Source organism: Flavobacterium kingsejongi, assembly GCF_003076475.1.
In the GTDB taxonomy this organism is placed as follows: domain Bacteria; phylum Bacteroidota; class Bacteroidia; order Flavobacteriales; family Flavobacteriaceae; genus Flavobacterium; species Flavobacterium kingsejongi.
This window is the reverse complement of the sequence record NZ_CP020919.1, coordinates 428,651-448,390: the sequence shown is the minus strand read 5'-3', so window position 1 is coordinate 448,390 and position 19,740 is coordinate 428,651. Positions and strand designations below refer to the sequence as shown.

Genomic DNA, 19,740 nt, shown 5'->3' with positions numbered 1-19,740 from the left:
CGGCTTTAAAAATTGTGGGGTATTGACTAAATATCTAAATACTTTTTTATCTTTGCCCCGTCTCAAAGGGGTGCTCCAAATAACGAGCTGAGATTATACCCAAAGAACCTGGGCGGGTAATGCTGCCAAGGGAACAGATGAACTTTTCTATACCAGAAAAGTTCATTGCAATTATCAATTTAATATTAAGAAAGAATAATTACCCCTTTTATTTGTAAATCTTTTACGAATGAAAACTTTATTCAAATTATCTTCTGTAGCAGCATTTTCGCTGTTATCCGGCCTGTCTGTAATGGCGCAGCAAAAAACGGTTCAGGACAGCCTGAAAGCCAAAACCGAATCCCTTGATGAGGTACTCGTTACCGCAGTTAGGGCGACCAGCATGACTCCTGTCACTTTTAGCAATATAAGTAAAGAAGAACTCGCCAAGCGTAATCTGGGGCAGGATATTCCAATATTGCTGAACTATCTTCCTTCGGTCGTGACCACAACCGATGCCGGAAATGGTGTTGGCTATACCGGAATCCGTGTCAGGGGTTCCGATGCTACCCGTGTGAATGTTACCATCAATGGAATTCCGTACAATGACTCCGAATCCCATGGTACATTTTGGGTAAACATGCCCGACTTTGTCTCTTCTGTAGAAAATATTCAGTTGCAGCGCGGTGTAGGAACTTCAACCAATGGAGCCGGTGCTTTTGGTGCCAGCCTAAACATGCTGACTGATGCCGCTGCGGATAAAGCCAATGGCGAAATTGCAAATTCTTTCGGGAGTTTTAATACGCATAAGCATACGGTAAAATTCAGCACCGGAAAAATGAACGATCATTTTGAGATTGCCGGACGATTATCCAACCTAAAATCAGACGGATTTATCGATCGGGCAGCATCAGACCTGAAATCTTATTTCCTGCAGGCTTCTTATGTAGGCAAAACAACGTTTATTAAAGCATTGGTTTTTGGCGGTACTGAAAAAACATACCAGTCCTGGAATGGCCTGGAAGATCCGGAAAAATTAAAAAATGACCGTACCTATAATACTGCTGGAGAATATACAGACGATCAGGGAAATACCCGTTTTTATAATAATGAAACGGACAATTACAATCAGGATCATTATCAGTTGCACTGGAATGAAAAGATTTCAGAACACTGGAGTACCAATCTGGCTTTTCATTATACAAAAGGCAAAGGCTATTATGAGAATTATAAAAAAAACCAGGATCTTGAAGAGTATGGACTACTGCCCGTGGTCATCAATGGAGAAACGATTACTGCTACCGACCTGATTCGCAGAAAATGGCTGGATAATGATTTTTATGGAACGGTGTATTCTGTAAACTATAAAAATGAAAACCTGAATGTTGTATTTGGTGGCGGCTGGAATAAATATGAAGGAGATCATTATGGAAATGTATTGTGGGCTAAAAGTGTAGCCATTCCCGAATATGATTACCGTTATTATAAAGATTTCTCTACTAAAACCGACCAAAACTATTTTGCCAAAGTAAACTATCAAATTGCTGCACGCTGGAACCTTTTTGGAGACCTGCAGTATCGCGGTGTTAAATACAAAGCGGATAGTGCCGAAACCGGAAAAGTAGATGATACATTTAATTTTTTCAACCCTAAAGCCGGACTTACCTTTAACCTGGATGCTGATAATAATTTTTATTTTTCCTATGCGAGAGCCAACAGGGAACCTAACAGGAATGATTATGAATCGGGAACTCCCAAGCCGGAAAAAATGAATGATTTTGAATTGGGATGGCGTTATTCTGGCAATCGTACACGAATTAATGCCAATGTCTATTATATGCGTTACAAAGATCAACTGGTACTCACCGGAGCTTTAAACGATGTTGGCGCACCCGTTCGTGAAAATAGCGGCGATAGCTACCGATTGGGTATCGAATTGGATGCTACGGTATTTATTTCAGATAAATTCATTGTACGCCCTAACCTGACAATCAGCCAGAACCGTAACCTCGATTTTTATACACACCGTGATGGTGAATTGAAAAACCTGGGGAATACAAATATTGCATTTTCACCGAATTTAATAGCCGGTACTATTTTTACATACCTCCCTGTCCGAAATATGCAGGTGTCTTTACTGTCTAAGGTGGTTGGTGACCAATACATGAGTAATATCGATGTGGAAAGCTCAAAGTTGCAGAGTTATTTTGTCAACGATTTTAGTGTTTCCTATGAAATACATCCAAAATCTATTTTTAAAGCCATTGTCATTACCGGATTAGTGAATAATATCTTTGATTACAAATACGAATCAAACGGATATTTCTATTCTTATGACGATGATTATTCTACACCGGGTACTGTGAAAACTATTGATGGAGCAGGATATTATCCGCAGGCCGGAATTAATTTTTTAGCAGGATTGACCCTGAAATTTTAAATAAAAAGCGGTGTAACATTGTTACGCCGCTTTTATGTAATGATTAATTATAAATGCGCAAGATGCTTCCATTTACCTGAACGGCATATTGTTTCATCGAATATTCCCCGCCACCATTAATCGGAAGTCCGTTAAAAAGGTTGTATTCGATATTGCTACAGGTACAAATTGCCTTGATACCATTAATTTCCATAATAGGGCAGGATCCAAGACTTTGATTAGGGCAGCTTGCATCGAAAGCAATATAACCGGAACCGGTATTGAACACAATGACAGCATTACTGGCACCCGCACCCTGTTGGTAGACCATAACAGCATTGCTCGGAAATTGCAGGTTGCTGTATAGCGGAAGGGTAGTATTGATTTCGATAGAAAACGAATAATTTGGTATAAACGGATTATTCCTGCGATTCTCATCTTTGGAACAATTGATAAAAAGTAAAAAGGCGAACATTATGAAGATGATCTTTTTCATGGAAAATTTTGTGTAAGAATTGTGGAAACAAAAATAATTTAATTAACTTTGATTTAATATAGCAATAAACATAAATATAGACTGAAAATAAAAAATAGTATCTTTGTAGAAAGAAATCCCATCCAGATGGGATTTTTTCTATTTATATAAACGATGAAATTATGAGTAACGTATCTTATTATACCGCAGAAGGATTAAAAAAATTAAGAGAAGAACTGGATTACCTGAAAAGCGTTATGCGACCAAAGGCATCTCAGGATATTGCTGAGGCAAGAGACAAAGGAGATTTATCGGAGAACGCAGAGTATGATGCCGCCAAAGAAGCTCAGGGATTGCTGGAGTTGAAAATTGCCAAACTGGAAGAAGTACATTCCAATGCACGTTTGATTGACGAGTCGCAATTGGATGTATCTAAAGTATTAGTGCTTTCTAAAGTGAAAATTAAAAACCAGGCCAACGGAATGGTACTGGATTATATGTTGGTTGCAGAAAGTGAAGCCGATCTGAAAAGTGGCAAAATTTCGGTGACTTCCCCAATAGGAAAAGGACTTTTGGGAAAAACAGTAGGTGAAGTAGCTGAAATTACAATTCCTAATGGTACCATTAAGTTTGAAATACTGGAAGTCTCAAGAGACTAATTTCTGTAACTGCCAGATGATATCACACATTTTAGTAATCTAATCGCTTAAGAGATGAGTTCTATTTTTACAAAAATAATCAACGGGGAAATCCCAGCATACAAAATCACCGAAGACAATCATTTTATTGCTTTCCTGGATAATAATCCGAATGCGAAAGGCCATACACTTTGTGTACCAAAGCAGGAAATCAATAAACTTTTTGATATGGAAGAAGGCCACTATCTGGAACTGATGAAATTTTCACGTAAAGTGGCGAAAGCATTAGAGAAAACGGTAGCTTGTAAAAGAGTAGGTGTTGCAGTAGTGGGGCTTGAAGTGCCGCACGTACATGTTCACCTTATCCCTTTAAATGAAATGGACGAAATGCGTTTTCAGCATAAAGTCAGTATGGCAAAAGAAGAATTTGAAGCTTTAGCACTCGCAATAAAAGCTAATTTATAAGTTAGGTGGCGACCCCATAACGCAATTCGATTCCGTTATGGGTTGTCTCATTTTTTATAGCTGATCTGCATACAGGTGCCATTGCCAATTTCAGAATGGAGTACTTTTATTTTTCCCTTGTGATATTCTTCCACAATTCGTTTGGTCAGCGATAGTCCCAATCCCCAACCTCTTTTTTTCGTTGTGAATCCAGGTTCAAAAATACTCTTGAACTGATTTTTAGGAATTCCCTTTCCGGAATCCTGTACCTTTATTTTTATAAATTTAGGGTCATCTACAATGGTAATACTCATTTTTCCCCTTCCTTTCATAGCGTCAATTGCATTTTTGACGAGGTTTTCAATAGTCCAGCTATGCAATGCGGGATTTAGGAGTATTGGGATAGCATAGTCCGGTGCGGTAAAGGAAAATTCAATTTGTTTTGAAAAGCGGGATTTTAGGTAATCAAAAGTTACAGCCGTTTCCTGGATAATATCCAGTTTTTCCAATACAGGTTCAGAACCTACTTTTGAAAATCGGTCTGTAATGGTCTGCAGGCGTGCAATGTCTTTTTCAATCTCCGTTACAGTGGTTTCATCCACATTATCAGCCTTCATGATTTCCACCCAGCCTATGAGTGAGGATAGTGGTGTTCCAATCTGATGTGCTGTTTCTTTCGCCATACCCGCCCATAATTTATTTTGAGTAGCCATTTTACTCGCTCTGTAAAAAATAAAGACCAACAATCCGAACAAGAAAATAATCAGTGCAAGCGCAATAGGGTAATATTTGAGCTGGTTAAGCAGGGAGGAGTTACCATAGTAGATGTGCCGGAATTCCCCCGGTACGTATTCCATAATAATAGGCTGGTTTTCCTTTTTTAACTGCAGGAGTAGCGATTTTATTTTAATCGAATCCTGCTGGACATGCTCATCAATATTACTCATGCCAATGATGCTGTCTTTTTCGGTGGTAAGGATCATCGGGATGGAATTGCTGTTGCTCAGGATTTGCAGTGGCAGATCGAGTTCCGTATTGGCATTGGCATTCATGATTGTTTTTTGTGCCGTTGCCCATAATTCGACCTTCAATCGCTCATCATCTTTAAAAAGCTGGAAAAAGTTATAGGTATTCCATAAAATTAAGGTAACAATGATAAAGGAGGAAAAGATGATAAACCATCGGGTTCCGCTCTTTTTTTCTGAAAATTGCATATGCTGTATTTGAAAACTTAAATGTAGTAAAATTAGTTGAGTTTTTACCGTGACACATTTTATGAGGTCCGTTGCTATGTTTTTAGAAAGTAGTTGCCAATTTTGTATTTTACTTTCAATTGGGGGAAAATATATTTTTAATTTCTTTCCCGGTCAATTATCTTTGTTGGAAATAATAGATCTTATGATTAGCATTGAGCCTAAAGAAATTGCTGTTGCCAAACTTCACGGTTACCTGTTGGGTGCCATTGGGCCAAGGCCTATTGCATTTGCGAGTACCGTTGATGCAGACGGAAATCCGAATTTATCGCCTTTCAGTTTTTTCAATGTATTCAGTGCCAATCCTCCTATATTGATTTTTTCCCCGGCACGCAGGGTGAGGGATAACACGGTAAAACACACATTGCTCAATGTCGAAGCCACACGGGAAGTCGTGATTAATATTGTGAATTTTGATATCGTGCAGCAGGCTTCACTATCCAGTACGGAATATCCGGACGGAGTGAATGAGTTCATAAAATCAGGATTGACAGCTTTACCATCGGATTTGGTACGTCCTTTCCGGGTCGCTGAAAGTCCGGTACAATTTGAATGTAAGGTAAATGAAATTATAAAGTTGGGAACCGAAGGCGGTGCCGGAAACCTTATTATTTGTGAAGTCGTAAAATTACATATCGACGAAAAGATATTAGATGAAAATGGCGCTATCGATCAGCACAAGATTGACCTCGTATCGCGAATGGGTGGGAATTGGTATTCCAGAGCCAACAAAGGGCTGTTTGAAGTGCCAAAACCATTGACTACTTTGGGGATCGGTGTTGATGCCATTCCGGAATTTATTAAAAAAAGCCCTTACTTTGATGGGAATGATCTGGGAATATTAGGTAATATAGAGGCATTGCCTTCTAAAGAAGAAATTGATATCTTTGTCAAAGAAAATTTCTCCGTCAAAGGCGCACTGAGTTCAGACGATCAGGAAACCGTTCATCGTAAAGCCAAAGCATATATTGATAAGGAGGAAGTTCTTTCCGCCTGGAAAGTATTGTTGGCTTTTCAATAAAATAAAAAAAAATACAAATCATTAATTATAGAGAAAATGGAAGTTACAGGGAAAATTAAAGTTATTAATGCGGAACAGCAGGTGAGTGCCTCTTTTAAGAAAAGAGAATTAGTAGTAACTACTGAAGAACAATATCCACAGCATATTATGATTGAATTTACTCAGGACAAATGTGATTTGCTGAATAATTATCAGTCAGGAGAACCTGTAAAAGTTTCTATTAACTTAAGAGGTCGCGAATGGGTGAACCCACAAGGTGAAACCAAATATTTCAACAGTATCCAGGGATGGAGAATAGAGAAAGTACAGGCAGATGCACCATCTTCAAACAACATGCCTCCAGTGCCACCAGCACAGGCATTTGAGCCAAGCAATAATTTCAAGGAAGAAGATCACGATGATTTACCTTTCTAAAAAAGAGTAGGAAATAGACCCGGCAGATAATACTCTGCCGGGTTTTCTTTTTTTAATGAGAATTCAAAATGTACTATTTATTAAAAGATTTATTTTTTCCGCCCGTTACAGAAGCCGATGAAAGTGGGATTCTGGCAATCGGTGGTGATTTAACTTCCGAACGGCTCAAGCTGGCTTATCGGAGTGGGATATTTCCATGGTTTGAAGATGACGAGCCCATTATGTGGTGGGCGCCAGACCCCAGGATGGTTTTGTTTCCCAATGAACTGATCGTGTCGAAGAGCATGCGGAATATATTGAACCGTAATACCTTTCGGGTGACATTTAATCAGAACTTCCGGGAAGTGATAGCCAATTGTAAACAAATTACCAGGGACGGGCAGCGGGGAACCTGGATTACCAATGATATGGTAGAGGCTTACTGCAGGCTTCATGAAGAAGGGATCGCCCAATCGGTTGAAGTATGGCAGGATGATAAAATAGTAGGTGGTTTGTACGGAATCGATATGGGACATGTTTTTTGTGGAGAAAGTATGTTTTCCAAAGTTTCCAATGCTTCCAAAGTCGCTTTTATCGCTTTGGTAGACCATCTCAAAAAGAATAAATACCAATTGCTGGATTGCCAGGTTTATAACGATCATTTAGCAAGCCTGGGTGCACGGGAGATTGACAGAACGGATTTTATGGCACTTCTTAAAAAGATAGTTTAGTCCACGACCAGTATAATGTGTTTAAGAGGATTAATTCATTGTGAAGTGTGGGTAAGCCCGTGATTATTTTTAGTGTTTCATGGGCCATCATGCTCCCAATAATTCCCGGTAAAGTGCCCATTACCCCATTCAGGTTACAATTAGGAACATCTGCTGCATTTGGAGGTTCTGGAAACAGATGGCGTAAGTTTTTCCCGCCATTATGTACAAATACCGCCATTTGCCCTTCATAGTTTAAAATACTGCCATAGATCAAAGGTTTTTTCAATCGGGTGCAGGTATCATTTACCAGGTAGCGGGTGTCAAAATTATCACTGCCGTCAATTATAAAATTAAAATTGCTTAGTATCATTTCAGCATTGGAAAGTTGTAGTTTTTCAGTATGAACGATATATTTGAGATTCGGATTTAATTTTTCCAATATCATTCCTGCCGTTGTAGCTTTTGGCATTCCGATATGTTCGTCAGTATATAAAATTTGCCGGTGCAGGTTGTGTAGTTCAACCTGATCGAAATCAATAATACCTAATGTACCTACACCGGCAGCGGCAAGGTATTGCAGTACAGGACAGCCGAGGCCGCCAGCGCCAATAACGAGTACTCGCGCAGTATTTATTTTTTCCTGCCCGGATTCTCCAATCTCAGGAAGCATAATTTGACGGTTATAGCGTAGAAAATCAGTAAGGGAAACCATAAGATAAATTTGATCGGTTAAAAGGTATTATAGGCGGTATGCCAGTCTTTCCATACCGGCTCATATCCTTTTTTTGTAATAATTGAAGCAATTTCAGAGGCGGAGCGCTCATCACTGATTTCAAACTGTTCCAGAGATTGTGGATCAACAACATAGCCTCCTGGATTTGTTTTGGATCCGGCACTCATGCTGGTAATGCCAAGCGGAATAATATTATCCCGGAATCGGTTGTTTTCCCGGGTGGAAATGGAAAGTTCCAAGTCTTCATTCCAAAGACGGTATGCGCAAATTAACTGGGTGAGGTCTTTGTCGTCCATGATGAAATTAGGCTCGATGATCCCCTCAGCAGGACGTAATCTTGGAAAAGAAACGGAATACTTACTTTGCCAATAGGTTTTTTGAAGGTATTCTAAATGTAAGGCATTGAAAAAACTATCCGTTCTCCAGTCTTCCAGTCCCAATAATACACCCAATCCTATTTTATGAATGCCTGCTGTTGCCACACGATCTGGGGTGGCTAAACGAAAATCAAAATTGGATTTTTTCCCCTTCGGATGGTATTCTTTGTACACTTCCTGATGGTAAGTTTCCTGATAGACTAAAACGGTATGTACGCCCGCTTCATGCAATTGTTTGTATTCTTCGGTAGCCAATGGCTGTACTTCTACAGCGATAGTTGTAAAATCTTTTCGGATCTCTGCAATCGCTTTCAGGAAATAATCAATATGAACAGTCGCGTTAGCCTCGCCGGTGACCAATAGCACATAATCAAATCCAGCTGCTTTTAATGCTTTTGTCTCCTGTTGTATTTCGTGTTCATTCAGTGTCTTACGCCTGATTTTATTATCGAGGCTAAAACCACAATAGGTACAAATGTTTTGGCATTCATTACTGAGGTAAAGCGGTGCATACAATTGTATCGTTTTCCCAAATCGCTTTTGGGTTAGGACATGGCTGAGTTGGGCCATACGTTCTAAATGCGGTAATGCTGCGGGAGCAATCAGGACCAGAAAATCATCAATTGACCGCTTCTCTTTCGCAAGGGATTGTAGTACGTCCTGTTCGGTGACACTATAAATACGATCCTGTATGGTTTGCCAGTCGTATTTTTCGAAAATGGTTTTAAAAGTGTTCATTTCATTTAGATTTAATAGCTGCTATTCATAAAGGAAAGAAGTCAATGGACTGGACGGAGCAGCAATGTTTATAGTTCCTGCAAGTCCGGCTTCATAGGCTTTTCTTCCTGACATTATGGCTTCTTTAAATGCAGTAGCCATCAGTACTGGATTTCGGGCTACTGCGATAGCTGTATTTACTAATACAGCATCGGCTCCGATTTCCATTGCCTTACAGGCATCCGAAGGAGCTCCGATTCCGGCATCCACAATTACTGGTACATGGCTTTGTTCGATTATGATTTCTAAAAAATCAATAGTTTTTAAACCTTTATTGGTTCCTATGGGGGCTCCTAACGGCATAACTGCTGCCGTTCCTGCGGCTTCAAGATGTTTGCAAAGAACCGGATCGGCATGGATATAGGGCAGTATGATAAACCCTAATTTGGCTAAGGCTTCTGTAGCTTTTAGTGTTTCTATAGGATCAGGCATCAGGTATTTTGGATCGGGATGGATTTCTAATTTTAGCCAGTTGGTTTCCATTGCTTCCCGTGCCAATTGTGCCGCTAATATCGCTTCTTTGGCATTCCGTGCTCCGGAAGTGTTGGGCAACAAATGGATTCCCGGATGGTTCAGGCGGTTCAGTAGTGCATCACTTGGGGCTTCAGGATCAATCCTTCGTAGCGCAACAGTAACCAATTCACTGGCGGAAGCCAAGATGGTTTGTTCCATGAGCTCAGGTGATCCAAATTTTCCAGTTCCCAGAAACAATCGGGATTCAAAAGTACGGTCGGCGATTTTAAGTAATGGCATATAATTTTGTATTAAGGGTTGTAATAAGCTGCTGTAAATTGTTTTGGTGAGTCAATAGGCCTGACACACAAATTCCGTGTACACCATACTGTAACAATTGATCAATATCATTGGGTTGTATTCCGCCGATAGCATATACCGGAACTGAAGTAGCATGATTGTTTTGTAGTAACGTGTTGTAACCTTCCAATCCGAGTAGGGGGCTTAGTTTTTTTTTGGTTGTAGTATAGCGTAAAGGGCCAAGGCCTATATAGTCACAGCTCTCTGTAATGCGTTTTTGCAAATCATTCGCCGTGTTCGCTGTCCCACCAATAATTTTGTCGCCTAATAATTTTCGGGCTTCCGAAACAGGCATATCGTCTAATCCCAGATGAACACCATCGGCATCAATGTCTTTTGCCAGCATTGTATTGTCATTGATAATATATGTTGCGTTGTACTCGGAGCAATAGTGCTTCACCTTTTCAGCAAGTTGTTGTATTTCTTTAGGACCACCTTCTTTGATACGGAGTTGTATCCACAGACAGCCACTATCAAGTACTCTTTGAATATTTTCCAGTTGTTCTTTGGCCGTTTGACCTTGTGAAATATACTGTAGTTTATGATACATAATGATGGCCAATTAAGGTAGTGTTGGAATTTAAATAGTTTTCGACATATAATTTTGCTTGTCGGCATGCTGCTTCCCAGGATTGTCCTAATGCTATATGTGATGCTATAGCGGCAGCTAATACGCAGCCCGAACCATGTTTTGATATTACGGATTTGTGAATCGGGTGGATAGGATGAATCTCGTTTTGGGTATATAAAAAGTCATGTCCGGGGGCAATAGGATTATGGCCCCCTTTCAATAGGATATTACAGAAGCCTCTTAATTTTAAAGCAATAGCTTCGGGACTTTTACCCGTACCCAATTGATTGATTTCGTTGTAATTGGGTGTGATCAAATCTACCTGCTGAAGAATTCGGGCTATCTTGTTTTTATCTGTAATACTGGTAAAGTCGAATTGGGAGCTTGATTTAAGAACGGTATCCCATATTATCGGTACATGGGGCTGTCGTTCCCGGATGGCAGTTGTGATCTGAAACAAATAATCCAATGAAGGGATGACTCCGATTTTTATGGCCTGTACCGGATAACTTTTCAGCATCACTTCAAGCGAGCGCAAAACAAGATCAATAGGAGTCCAGTGCATTTCGTAAAATATATTTTCAGTTTGTACTGTAATGCCGGTACAGATGGCAAGCCCCTGCGCCTTGTGGAGTTCCATGGTCTTGATATCGGCTAACAGGCCTGCACCACCACTGGGATCTAATCCCCCAATTGTTAGTGCAAATGGACGCTTTTCTGACATGCGATGAAATTTTGAAGTGGTGTGTGACTGTTCCAGATAGTTCCTAATAAAGCGAAAGAGTTGAAACCATAATCCAAAGCTTGATCGATGGTTTCCGGACTAATTCCGCCAACTGCTACTAATGCAGTAGTATGGAGTAATTGTTTGAATTCAAGGCTGCTAAAATCTATTTTTGGGCTGTATCCCGGTTTTGAAATGGAATGAAATACGGGGCCGATAAAACTATAATCGATGGCATCCGATACTGATGCAGCCTCTGCGACATTGTGTACAGACGTGCTTATCGTGAAATTATCAGCCTTGTGTTTTGCAAATATTTCAGGTTTCGTTGCCATCCTTTTTTCTACAGAGAAATGAACGCCGGAGCAATCATAGTCAACTGCGAGAAAATGATGCTGGTGCACTACCGTTTTCCATCTGTATTCCGGAGCAATTCCATCCAGGTATTTTTGTATCTGAGCGGGAGTATAATCCGGTTTTCGGATGTGAAGGCGCTCCAGCCCATTTTCAAAAAGAGTCTGTAGTATGCTGCTTTCATTGGCAATCTGCTCTGGATGGGTGATTATAGTGATCGTATTCATAGCAATGATGTTAACTATAGATTTCTTTACCATTTTCTTTGAATTCCGCCGACTTCTCCAACATGCCTTTTTCGGCGACATCCCGGATTTCCTGTGAAATTTTCATCGAGCAGAATTTTGGGCCACACATGGAGCAGAAATGGGCGACTTTGGCGCCTTCTGCCGGTAGTGTTTCATCATGGTACTCCCGGGCTGTGTCGGGATCCAGTGCCAGGTTAAACTGATCTTCCCAGCGGAATTCAAAACGGGCTTTGCTTAGTGCATTGTCCCGGTATTGTGATCCAGGATGGCCTTTGGCAAGATCGGCAGCGTGGGCAGCGATCTTATAGGTGATCACCCCATCTTTGACATCTTTTTTATTGGGCAATCCCAAATGTTCTTTTGGTGTTACATAGCATAACATCGCGGTGCCGTACCACCCGATCATTGCTGCTCCTATGGCAGATGTAATGTGGTCGTAGCCCGGAGCGATATCAGTAGTGAGTGGTCCCAGAGTGTAAAATGGTGCTTCTGCACAATATTCCAGTTGTTTTTCCATGTTTTCTTTGATCAGGTGCATGGGTACATGGCCGGGCCCTTCTACAAATACCTGAACATCGTGTTTCCAGGAGATTTTTGTCAGTTCCCCCAATGTTTCCAGTTCGGCAAACTGGGCTGCATCATTGGCATCAGCTATAGATCCAGGGCGGAGGCCATCACCCAGGGAAAAAGCAACATCATAACTTTTCATGATTTCGCAGATTTCTTCAAAGTGGGTGTATAGAAAATTTTCTTTATGATGAAACAGGCACCATTTTGCCATGATCGATCCACCCCGGGATACAATTCCTGTTACCCGATTGGCTGTTAGATGGATGTAGCGCAGTAACACTCCCGCATGTATGGTAAAATAGGAAACGCCCTGTTCTGCTTGTTCGATAAGTGTATCCCTGAAAATTTCCCAGGTAAGGTCTTCGGCAATTCCTTTTACCTTTTCCAGTGCCTGGTAGATTGGGACGGTACCGATCGGGACAGGAGAATTGCGAATGATCCATTCGCGGGTTTCATGTATGTTTTTACCGGTGGAAAGGTCCATAATAGTATCGGCTCCCCAACGGCAGGCCCAAACCGCTTTTTCAACCTCTTCTTCTATGGAGGAAGTTACAGCGCTGTTGCCGATATTGGCATTAATTTTTACCAGGAAGTTACGGCCTACAATCATGGGTTCGCTTTCCGGGTGATTGATATTATTGGGTATTATAGCGCGGCCAGCGGCCACTTTCTCCCGTACAAATTCCGGGGTAATCATTTTTATTGGGGTTCGGGCACCAAAACTATTTCCTGTATGCTGTTGCTGCATCGCTTCAGTTTGATTGGACAATAATGCATTACGCTGGTTTTCCCGGATCGCAATGTATTCCATTTCCGGAGTAATGATTCCCTGTTTTGCGTAATACAGTTGCGTTACATTCGCACCTGACTTTGCACGTACCGGCTGATGCAGGTACTCAAATCGTAATGCATCCAATTTAGGATCCATTAGCCGTTTTTTACCATAGTCAGAACTGATGGTATCCAGACTTTCGACATCGCCACGATCGAGAATCCATTGCTCCCGTAGTCTTGGTAGCCCCTTTCGGATGTCGATTTCATGATTTGGATCGGTGTAGGGGCCACTGGTGTCATACACGGTTACCGGAGGGTTTTTTTCTATCGTCCCGTTGGAGCGTTTGGTGTCGCCCAATGCAATTTCCCGCATGGCTACGCGTATTGGGTATAACGTACCTTCTACGTGTACTTTGGTAGAATTCGGGAATGGTTTTCGGGTAATTGTGCTTGTAGTGCTTTCCATGGTATTTTTTATGTTGTGATCAGAAGTGATTATCCGCCTTGCGTTGCGGTAATAATGAGAAGTTCATCGTAAAGGGTAAGGATATGGGTCGCCCATTCCGATTTAGGGATAACCCTATTGTTGATGGCGATGGCAATGCCATTCTGCTTGTTTGGGAATTCCAAATGAAGCAGTTCCTGGACAGTAAGTCCGGTTGGAAATTGTTTTGTCTGATTGTTGATTCTGAGTTCCATTCCTTGAGATATAGGTATACTACTTTAGGAATGGCTGCATAAAATGGAGTCATCGTACTTTTCCCTACGGCAGTATGAACTGCATCAGGTTCAAAGGGTAAATCTCAGCCTGCTAAAATAGCAGACACCCCTAAAGTGTGCGACAAATGTATTGTATTATTTTAAATCTGGAATTTTAAATTTTAAATTTAACATTTAAAAGCGATTTAAAGCGGTATTATGGTTTTCTGGTCCAGCATTCTGCCACATGGTCATTAATCATTCCTGTGGCCTGCATTTGCGCATAAATAACGGTGGATCCGACAAACTTAAAGCCTCGCTTTTTTAGTGCTTTACTGATGGCGTCGGAAAGGGGAGAAGTTGCCGGAACATTGGCACGGGTTTGTGGGTGGTGATCAATCACTTTGCCTGATGTGAATTCCCAGATATAGTTGGAAAAGCTGCCAAATTCATTTTGGATGGCTATGAACTGGATCGCATTGGAAATCGCGGCCCGTATTTTTAATTGATTTCGGATAATACCCGCATCATTAAGCAGGTCCTGTATTTTGGCTTCATCGTACAATGCGATCTTACGGTAGTCAAAATGGTCAAATGCTTGTTTGAAATTTTCTCTTTTACGAAGGATGATAATCCAGCTTAAACCGGCCTGAAAAGTTTCGAGAAGTAGAAATTCGTATAATTTCTGGTCGTCAAAGACGGGAACGCCCCATTCTTCATCGTGGTATTTTTCATAGAGGGTATCCCCATTGCACCAGCTGCATCTGATTTTGTTGTCCATAGTTACAGGTTTAGGTTTTCAAATATACTAAAAGAAAAAACCCCAAACCAGTGATGATTTGGGGTTTTTATACTGTAGAGCAGGATTTTGATTATCCTAATGCTACTCTTTTGTATCCTGTAATTGTCAGAGATTTGTCTAAAGACTGTACATATTGAGCAACGCTTAATTTGTTGTCTTTGATGTAATCCTGGTTTACTAAAGTATTGTCTTTAAAGAATCTTTGAAGTTTTCCTTTAGAGATGTTTTCCAACATAGCTTCTGGTTTACCTTCCTGACGCAATAAATCTTTAGCGATTTCAATTTCTTTAGCGATAGTATCAGCATCAACACCTTCTTCGTTTAATGCGATAGGTGCCATTGCAGCAGCTTGCATAGAAACGTTTCTTGAAACTTCCTCAGCACCTTCAACATTTGCAGATAATGCAGTTAAAGTAGCGATTCTGTTACCAGCATGGATGTAAGATCCTATGAAGTTACCTTCTAATCTTTCGAAAGAACCGATTTCGATTTTTTCACCGATTACTCCGGTTTGTTCGATCAATTTATCCGCAACGGTAAGACCGTTAAAGTCAGTTGCAAGGAATTCTTCTTTAGTGTTGAACTGGATGGCAAGGTTTGCTAAATCCTGAGCTAATTTTACGAAAGATTCGTTTTTACCTACGAAGTCAGTTTCACAGTTTAGTGAAATAACAACTCCAGCAGTTTTATCTGCATTTACTACAGCGATAACAGCACCTTCAGTAGATTCTCTGTCGGATCTGTTAGCTGCAACTTTTTGTCCTTTTTTTCTTAGGTTTTCAATTGCTAAATCGAAATCCCCTTCAGCTTCAGTTAGTGCTTTTTTGCAGTCCATCATTCCTGCACCTGTAGCTGTTCTTAATTTATTAATTTCTGCAGCAGTTATATTTGCCATTTTTCGTAATATATTAATAGGTTAAAAAAATGAAGTCGTTATAGTGACAACGGCTATAAAAATAGCTATTAGTCAGCACAACGACTTTATTACAATGTTATTATTTATTCTTCAGATGAAGTAGCATCAGCCTCAACTGTTACTTCTTCAGCAGCTGGTTGTGCATCTTTATTGTCAGAATTTCTATCAGAAAGACCTTCGATAACAGCAGCAGTAACTAAAGATAAAATTTTATCGATTGATTTAGAAGCATCATCATTGGATGGGATTACATAATCAACCTCTCTTGGGTCAGAGTTTGTATCCACCATTGCGAAAACTGGAATGTTTAATTTTTGAGCTTCTTTAATTGCGATGTGTTCAGCTTTAATGTCTACAACGAACAATGCAGCAGGAAGTCTTGACATATCAGCGATAGAACCTAAGTTCTTCTCTAATTTTGCACGAAGACGATCAACTTGTAAACGTTCTTTTTTAGATAAAGTCATGAAAGTACCGTCTTTCTTCATACGATCGATAGAAGCCATTTTTTTAACAGCTTTACGGATTGTTACGAAGTTAGTCAGCATACCACCAGGCCATCTTTCAGTGATGTACGGCATGTTTGCTGCAGCTGCTTTTTCAGCTACGATATCTTTTGCTTGTTTTTTGGTAGCTACAAATAATATTTTTCTACCTGATGCAGCGATTTTCTTCATGGCTTCACTAGCCTCTTCGATTTTTGCTGCAGTTTTATATAGATTGATAATGTGTATTCCATTACGCTCCATATAGATGTAAGGAGCCATGTTTGGATCCCATTTTCTAGTCATGTGTCCGAAGTGAACACCTGCTTCTAGTAATTCTTTTACTTCTACTTTGTTTGCCATTTTTTTTTGTACTAGTTTACGTTCTGTTGAATTAGCAATGCCTGAGTAGCGGGAGTTCCGGTCTCAGCCATTTAGATGCTAAACTAAATCCCACCTCAGCGGGAGAGCAACAATAACTTTGTTTTAAATTCAATAATAAATGAATAATAAGGTCTTGCGATAAGCGAAGACCGGTAATATTAACGTTTAGAGAACTGGAATCTCTTACGAGCTTTCTTCTGACCGAATTTCTTACGTTCAACCATTCTTGGATCTCTTGTTAATAAACCTTCTGGTTTAAGGATTGCTCTGTTTTCAGCATCTACTTCACACATAACGCGTGCAAGTGCCATTCTAACAGCCTCAGCCTGACCAGTTGAACCACCACCGTATACATTTACTTTTACATCAAAGTTAGAAACATTCTCAGTCATAGAAAGAGGTTGCAATACTTTGTACTGTAAAGTAGCTGTTGGGAAGTAAGTTTTGAATTCTTTTTTGTTTACGGTAATGTTTCCAGTTCCTTCTGTAACATATACACGTGCAACAGCAGTTTTTCTTCTGCCGATTTTGTGAATTGTAGCCATTACTTAAGATCGTTTAGATTAACGGTTTTAGGTTTTTGAGCGCCTTGTTTGTGCTCAGAACCTACTACCACATTTAAATTTCTGAAAAGTTCTGCTCCTAATTTGTTTTTAGGTAACATTCCTTTTACAGCCTTTTCTACTAATAATGCAGGGTTTTTCTGTTGCATTACTTTAGCAGTTAAACTTCTTTGTCCTCCTGGGTACCCTGTGTGACGGATATAAGTCTTATCCTCCAGTTTGTTACCAGTTAGGTTGATTTTTTCTGCGTTGATAACGATTACGTTATCACCACAGTCCACGTGCGGTGTATAACTTGGTTTGTATTTACCTCTTAAGATCATAGCGACCTTTGAAGCAAGACGACCTAAGTTATGACCTTCAGCATCTACCACAATCCACTCTTTTGATACAGTGGCTTTGTTAGCTGAAATTGTCTTGTAGCTTAATGTGTTCACAATAATTTATTTTAATTAAACATTCCATCCCCAATAAAGGGGTTGCAAAAGTACAAATATTTATTTATAATACAAACCCAAAAAGATTATTTTATTTGGAGGTAAATAATTGAAAATCTTAGCAGTAAAAATAGAGGAGTGTCCTGCTTTTTAATTTTTAACAGGTTTTGAGGGATTGCAGGGGCAAAGATATAAAAAAACCACCTTATAGGAATAAGGTGGTTCAGGTATTAAGAGAACAAATAATTTATACAATAAACAAACTTGCAATACTCACAGCTTGTGCTCCGGTAATGGCTTCGTCAAATGATTCTGATCCGGCTAAACCAGGAATGGCTGGTCCAAGGGATCCGTTATTTACAGTGCTGGTGTTAAATCCGGCCTGGTTTACGTTTTCTTCACCATCATAGACTGCTTGAGTTTGTGATGGCATCCCTGGTCCTCTTTCATTTCCGGTAATCCAACCTTTTAATCCACGGATTCTTCGTACTTCAGAAGCATGTCTTGCTTCAACAGAGTGAATCTGTAGCGCTGCAGTTAACAGGTCTGGAGTAGAAATCAGGTTCCCGGCCTGTCCTTTATAAGCTCTTACTCCAGTGTCTTCAAACGCCTGGGCTAAAGCTAAGAAAGTAGGGTAGTCTCCAAAGGGATCAAAAGCCCCGCCTACAGTAAAATCGAAATTTGGTTTTGCAATTACATTTGGGCCAAGACCCGCTTTCAGGAAGGCAACGTGTGATGCTTCGTGTTGGGATATTTTGGCAAATACCAACTGGTCTCTTCCGGCTGGAATAAGTCCAATAGTGTCTAATGCCGTTTGGTAAAATTCATCTTCAAGATATTCCAGTGTCAAGGCCAATTGCAGTGCAGAAGTTGGTGTGTCTGCTGCTGCGGTAGCACCATATGATTTTTGTGGAGCAAATGCCAGTGCCGATAGTCCCAGCGGAACTGAAGCTAAGGCGAAATTTTTCCCGATCTGGCTGAACTGAGTTAAATTATCTCTTCTGGAGCCCGTACTTTTCAGAAAATTCTCGTCAGTAAAGGACTCTATAAATTTTAATATATTCATAATTTCTAAGATTTAGTGGTGGTTGGATTAAGGAAGGTAAATTGCTGAAAACTGTGTAGTAATGAATGTACCGGCTACAGGAAGAACCTGTGATGGGTTTTTGGCAGTATCCAGTCCATTGCTTGCAGATACGATATCATCACCTGCAAAGTCAGCTGAATTTGGATTGATCAGGCTTCGGATAGCAGAGGCATGACGTGCTTCTACCGATACAATTTTACCAGCAATCAGCAGGTAATCTGCACTGGTAATTAGTTTTCCAGCACCATTGTAAGCACCTACTCCAGTATCTTCTAATGCTTTTGCTGTCCCTAAAATCGAATCACGGCTGTTGAAGTTCACACTGCTGTAATTGAAAGCAAGTGTAGGAAGGAGCTGTGTAGCAGGATTGCTTAAAGCTCCGGTAAGGGCTGTTTTGAAAAACTCCCTGTGGATTACTTCGTGCGCATACAGATCAGAAAGTACTTGGCGCTCTTCCGAATTGAATAAAGAACCGAAGTTGTTTAGGTTTACTACGCGGGTATAGAAGTCGGCTTCAAGCTGTTCTAAGGCATAGGCATATGTTAAGACTCCAAGGTCGCCACTTCCTAAATCAAAAATACCATTTCTTATACCAGGGGCATAAGGGCCATTTTCGATGACAGTGCTGTCATCATCATTGTTACAGCCTGCGAGAATTAATCCCGTAGCGGCTACGGCCAATCCGCTGACTTTCAGAAAGCTTCTTCGGTTCGTCCCGGAAGTGATCTGTTCTTGTACAGTTACTACATTTTTCATAATTAAACAATTTGGGTTGATATTCAGGTTATGGATTGTATACGTATTGCATCGTATATTACAGTAGGTACGGGTAATGGGAGGATATGGTTTTCTGAAATGCAAAAAATAATGTATTTTAACAGTATAATTGCGTAGAAATCAGTCGTGTGGCTTGTAAAAAATGATTTGAATAGTAAAATTGATGATTTAATGCGTTAATGCTTTTGTGTAATTTTATGTTAATCTTACAAAATTCACATGTGATGTTTACAAAATTTTTAATTATACTGCATTATAGTAGTTAGGTGTTGCTTTTTTTTATTACTTTACATTTCCATTCTAAAATTAATTTT

23 protein-coding genes and 1 riboswitch are annotated in these 19,740 nt (G+C 40.2%); of the genes, 6 read left to right on the top strand and 17 right to left on the bottom strand.

The window, feature by feature from the left end; translation table 11 throughout:
- Window positions 1–229 precede the first annotated feature (229 nt).
- Window positions 230–2,419 (top strand): TonB-dependent receptor, encoded by a 2,190-nt coding sequence (locus FK004_RS02025; protein ID WP_108735739.1) that lies wholly within the window; start codon window positions 230–232, stop codon window positions 2,417–2,419.
- Between the two features lie 43 nt (window positions 2,420–2,462).
- Here FK004_RS02025 and FK004_RS02020 read toward each other — a convergent pair whose 3' ends face one another.
- Window positions 2,463–2,894 carry a Rieske (2Fe-2S) protein gene (locus tag FK004_RS02020; protein ID WP_108735738.1) on the bottom strand — a complete coding sequence of 144 codons (432 nt, stop codon included), beginning with the start codon at window positions 2,892–2,894 and terminating at the stop codon, window positions 2,463–2,465.
- A gap of 161 nt (window positions 2,895–3,055) precedes the next feature.
- Between FK004_RS02020 and greA the strand changes: the two genes are divergently transcribed.
- On the top strand, window positions 3,056–3,532 hold the full coding sequence (gene greA, locus FK004_RS02015; protein ID WP_108735737.1) for a transcription elongation factor GreA: 477 nt from the start codon (window positions 3,056–3,058) through the stop codon (window positions 3,530–3,532).
- Window positions 3,533–3,586: 54 nt separating this feature from the next.
- Window positions 3,587–3,976 carry an HIT family protein gene (locus FK004_RS02010; protein WP_108735736.1) on the top strand — a complete coding sequence of 130 codons (390 nt, stop codon included), beginning with the start codon at window positions 3,587–3,589 and terminating at the stop codon, window positions 3,974–3,976.
- Between the two features lie 47 nt (window positions 3,977–4,023).
- On the opposite strand, the gene FK004_RS02005 is transcribed toward FK004_RS02010, so the two are convergent.
- A complete protein-coding gene (locus FK004_RS02005) occupies window positions 4,024–5,169 on the bottom strand; it encodes a sensor histidine kinase (protein ID WP_108735735.1) in 1,146 nt (381 codons plus the stop codon).
- Between the two features lie 184 nt (window positions 5,170–5,353).
- On the opposite strand from FK004_RS02005, the gene FK004_RS02000 reads away from it, so the two are divergent.
- The 3 genes from FK004_RS02000 (at window position 5,354) to aat (ending at window position 7,353) form a co-directional block, all read left to right on the top strand.
- Window positions 5,354–6,229, top strand: coding sequence for a flavin reductase family protein (locus FK004_RS02000; RefSeq protein ID WP_108735734.1), 876 nt, complete (start codon window positions 5,354–5,356; stop codon window positions 6,227–6,229).
- A 36-nt stretch (window positions 6,230–6,265) separates the two neighbouring features.
- Window positions 6,266–6,643, top strand: coding sequence for a DUF3127 domain-containing protein (locus FK004_RS01995; RefSeq protein ID WP_108735733.1), 378 nt, complete (start codon window positions 6,266–6,268; stop codon window positions 6,641–6,643).
- A 68-nt stretch (window positions 6,644–6,711) separates the two neighbouring features.
- Window positions 6,712–7,353: a leucyl/phenylalanyl-tRNA--protein transferase gene (gene aat, locus FK004_RS01990; protein WP_108735732.1), complete on the top strand. Its 642-nt coding sequence runs from the start codon at window positions 6,712–6,714 to the stop codon at window positions 7,351–7,353.
- Here aat and FK004_RS01985 read toward each other — a convergent pair.
- The 15 genes from FK004_RS01985 to FK004_RS01915 form a co-directional block, all read right to left on the bottom strand.
- Window positions 7,337–8,047: a HesA/MoeB/ThiF family protein gene (locus tag FK004_RS01985; RefSeq protein WP_108735731.1), complete on the bottom strand. Its 711-nt coding sequence runs from the start codon at window positions 8,045–8,047 to the stop codon at window positions 7,337–7,339. The two genes, aat and FK004_RS01985, sit on opposite strands and share 17 nt — an antisense overlap.
- Window positions 8,048–8,064: 17 nt before the next feature.
- Complete coding sequence (thiH, locus tag FK004_RS01980; protein WP_108735730.1) at window positions 8,065–9,183, bottom strand: 2-iminoacetate synthase ThiH; 1,119 nt, start codon at window positions 9,181–9,183, stop codon at window positions 8,065–8,067.
- Window positions 9,184–9,204: 21 nt separating this feature from the next.
- The gene (locus FK004_RS01975) at window positions 9,205–9,975 is read right to left on the bottom strand and encodes a thiazole synthase (protein ID WP_108735729.1); all 771 of its coding nucleotides are present in this window, start codon (window positions 9,973–9,975) and stop codon (window positions 9,205–9,207) included.
- Window positions 9,962–10,585 carry a thiamine phosphate synthase gene (gene thiE, locus FK004_RS01970; protein WP_108735728.1) on the bottom strand — a complete coding sequence of 208 codons (624 nt, stop codon included), beginning with the start codon at window positions 10,583–10,585 and terminating at the stop codon, window positions 9,962–9,964. Before thiE ends, FK004_RS01975 begins: the two co-directional genes overlap by 14 nt.
- The gene (locus tag FK004_RS01965) at window positions 10,575–11,330 is read right to left on the bottom strand and encodes a hydroxymethylpyrimidine/phosphomethylpyrimidine kinase (protein ID WP_108735727.1); all 756 of its coding nucleotides are present in this window, start codon (window positions 11,328–11,330) and stop codon (window positions 10,575–10,577) included. Before FK004_RS01965 ends, thiE begins: the two co-directional genes overlap by 11 nt.
- On the bottom strand, window positions 11,303–11,911 hold the full coding sequence (locus FK004_RS01960; protein ID WP_157955999.1) for a thiamine phosphate synthase: 609 nt from the start codon (window positions 11,909–11,911) through the stop codon (window positions 11,303–11,305). The genes FK004_RS01965 and FK004_RS01960 overlap by 28 nt, the downstream gene beginning before the upstream one ends.
- A 10-nt stretch (window positions 11,912–11,921) precedes the next feature.
- Window positions 11,922–13,742 carry a phosphomethylpyrimidine synthase ThiC gene (gene thiC, locus FK004_RS01955; protein WP_108735726.1) on the bottom strand — a complete coding sequence of 607 codons (1,821 nt, stop codon included), beginning with the start codon at window positions 13,740–13,742 and terminating at the stop codon, window positions 11,922–11,924.
- 29 nt (window positions 13,743–13,771) lie between these two features.
- Window positions 13,772–13,975: a sulfur carrier protein ThiS gene (thiS, locus tag FK004_RS01950; RefSeq protein WP_108735725.1), complete on the bottom strand. Its 204-nt coding sequence runs from the start codon at window positions 13,973–13,975 to the stop codon at window positions 13,772–13,774.
- 44 nt (window positions 13,976–14,019) lie between these two features.
- Window positions 14,020–14,117: riboswitch (TPP riboswitch) on the bottom strand.
- Between the two features lie 75 nt (window positions 14,118–14,192).
- Entirely contained in the window at window positions 14,193–14,756 is a 564-nt protein-coding gene (locus tag FK004_RS01945) for a DNA-3-methyladenine glycosylase I (protein WP_108735724.1), read from the bottom strand.
- A gap of 91 nt (window positions 14,757–14,847) precedes the next feature.
- Window positions 14,848–15,672 carry a translation elongation factor Ts gene (gene tsf, locus FK004_RS01940; RefSeq protein ID WP_108735723.1) on the bottom strand — a complete coding sequence of 275 codons (825 nt, stop codon included), beginning with the start codon at window positions 15,670–15,672 and terminating at the stop codon, window positions 14,848–14,850.
- A gap of 104 nt (window positions 15,673–15,776) precedes the next feature.
- Entirely contained in the window at window positions 15,777–16,541 is a 765-nt protein-coding gene (rpsB, locus tag FK004_RS01935; protein ID WP_108735722.1) for a 30S ribosomal protein S2, read from the bottom strand.
- A gap of 179 nt (window positions 16,542–16,720) precedes the next feature.
- Entirely contained in the window at window positions 16,721–17,107 is a 387-nt protein-coding gene (gene rpsI / locus FK004_RS01930) for a 30S ribosomal protein S9 (RefSeq protein ID WP_108735721.1), read from the bottom strand.
- Complete coding sequence (rplM, locus tag FK004_RS01925; RefSeq protein ID WP_108735720.1) at window positions 17,107–17,562, bottom strand: 50S ribosomal protein L13; 456 nt, start codon at window positions 17,560–17,562, stop codon at window positions 17,107–17,109. The genes rpsI and rplM overlap by 1 nt, the downstream gene beginning before the upstream one ends.
- Window positions 17,563–17,809: 247 nt before the next feature.
- Complete coding sequence (locus tag FK004_RS01920) at window positions 17,810–18,628, bottom strand: ferritin-like domain-containing protein (RefSeq protein ID WP_108735719.1); 819 nt, start codon at window positions 18,626–18,628, stop codon at window positions 17,810–17,812.
- A 27-nt stretch (window positions 18,629–18,655) separates the two neighbouring features.
- Window positions 18,656–19,405, bottom strand: a complete 750-nt coding sequence (locus tag FK004_RS01915) for a ferritin-like domain-containing protein (protein ID WP_108735718.1) — start codon at window positions 19,403–19,405, stop codon at window positions 18,656–18,658.
- Window positions 19,406–19,740: the final 335 nt, after the last annotated feature.

Excerpts from the sequence above, each read along its gene's own strand:
- FK004_RS02025 (WP_108735739.1), top strand. The coding sequence starts at position 230 with ATGAAAACTTTATTCAAATTATCTTCTGTAGCAGCATTTTCGCTGTTA.
- FK004_RS02020 (WP_108735738.1), bottom strand. The coding sequence starts at position 2,894 with ATGAAAAAGATCATCTTCATAATGTTCGCCTTTTTACTTTTTATCAAT.
- greA (WP_108735737.1), top strand. The coding sequence starts at position 3,056 with ATGAGTAACGTATCTTATTATACCGCAGAAGGATTAAAAAAATTAAGA.
- FK004_RS02010 (WP_108735736.1), top strand. The coding sequence starts at position 3,587 with ATGAGTTCTATTTTTACAAAAATAATCAACGGGGAAATCCCAGCATAC.
- FK004_RS02005 (WP_108735735.1), bottom strand. The coding sequence starts at position 5,169 with ATGCAATTTTCAGAAAAAAAGAGCGGAACCCGATGGTTTATCATCTTT.
- FK004_RS02000 (WP_108735734.1), top strand. The coding sequence starts at position 5,354 with ATGATTAGCATTGAGCCTAAAGAAATTGCTGTTGCCAAACTTCACGGT.
- FK004_RS01995 (WP_108735733.1), top strand. The coding sequence starts at position 6,266 with ATGGAAGTTACAGGGAAAATTAAAGTTATTAATGCGGAACAGCAGGTG.
- aat (WP_108735732.1), top strand. The coding sequence starts at position 6,712 with ATGTACTATTTATTAAAAGATTTATTTTTTCCGCCCGTTACAGAAGCC.
- FK004_RS01985 (WP_108735731.1), bottom strand. The coding sequence starts at position 8,047 with ATGGTTTCCCTTACTGATTTTCTACGCTATAACCGTCAAATTATGCTT.
- thiH (WP_108735730.1), bottom strand. The coding sequence starts at position 9,183 with ATGAACACTTTTAAAACCATTTTCGAAAAATACGACTGGCAAACCATA.
- FK004_RS01975 (WP_108735729.1), bottom strand. The coding sequence starts at position 9,975 with ATGCCATTACTTAAAATCGCCGACCGTACTTTTGAATCCCGATTGTTT.
- thiE (WP_108735728.1), bottom strand. The coding sequence starts at position 10,585 with ATGTATCATAAACTACAGTATATTTCACAAGGTCAAACGGCCAAAGAA.
- FK004_RS01965 (WP_108735727.1), bottom strand. The coding sequence starts at position 11,330 with ATGTCAGAAAAGCGTCCATTTGCACTAACAATTGGGGGATTAGATCCC.
- FK004_RS01960 (WP_157955999.1), bottom strand. The coding sequence starts at position 11,911 with ATGAATACGATCACTATAATCACCCATCCAGAGCAGATTGCCAATGAA.
- thiC (WP_108735726.1), bottom strand. The coding sequence starts at position 13,742 with ATGGAAAGCACTACAAGCACAATTACCCGAAAACCATTCCCGAATTCT.
- thiS (WP_108735725.1), bottom strand. The coding sequence starts at position 13,975 with ATGGAACTCAGAATCAACAATCAGACAAAACAATTTCCAACCGGACTT.
- FK004_RS01945 (WP_108735724.1), bottom strand. The coding sequence starts at position 14,756 with ATGGACAACAAAATCAGATGCAGCTGGTGCAATGGGGATACCCTCTAT.
- tsf (WP_108735723.1), bottom strand. The coding sequence starts at position 15,672 with ATGGCAAATATAACTGCTGCAGAAATTAATAAATTAAGAACAGCTACA.
- rpsB (WP_108735722.1), bottom strand. The coding sequence starts at position 16,541 with ATGGCAAACAAAGTAGAAGTAAAAGAATTACTAGAAGCAGGTGTTCAC.
- rpsI (WP_108735721.1), bottom strand. The coding sequence starts at position 17,107 with ATGGCTACAATTCACAAAATCGGCAGAAGAAAAACTGCTGTTGCACGT.
- FK004_RS01920 (WP_108735719.1), bottom strand. The coding sequence starts at position 18,628 with ATGAATATATTAAAATTTATAGAGTCCTTTACTGACGAGAATTTTCTG.
- FK004_RS01915 (WP_108735718.1), bottom strand. The coding sequence starts at position 19,405 with ATGAAAAATGTAGTAACTGTACAAGAACAGATCACTTCCGGGACGAAC.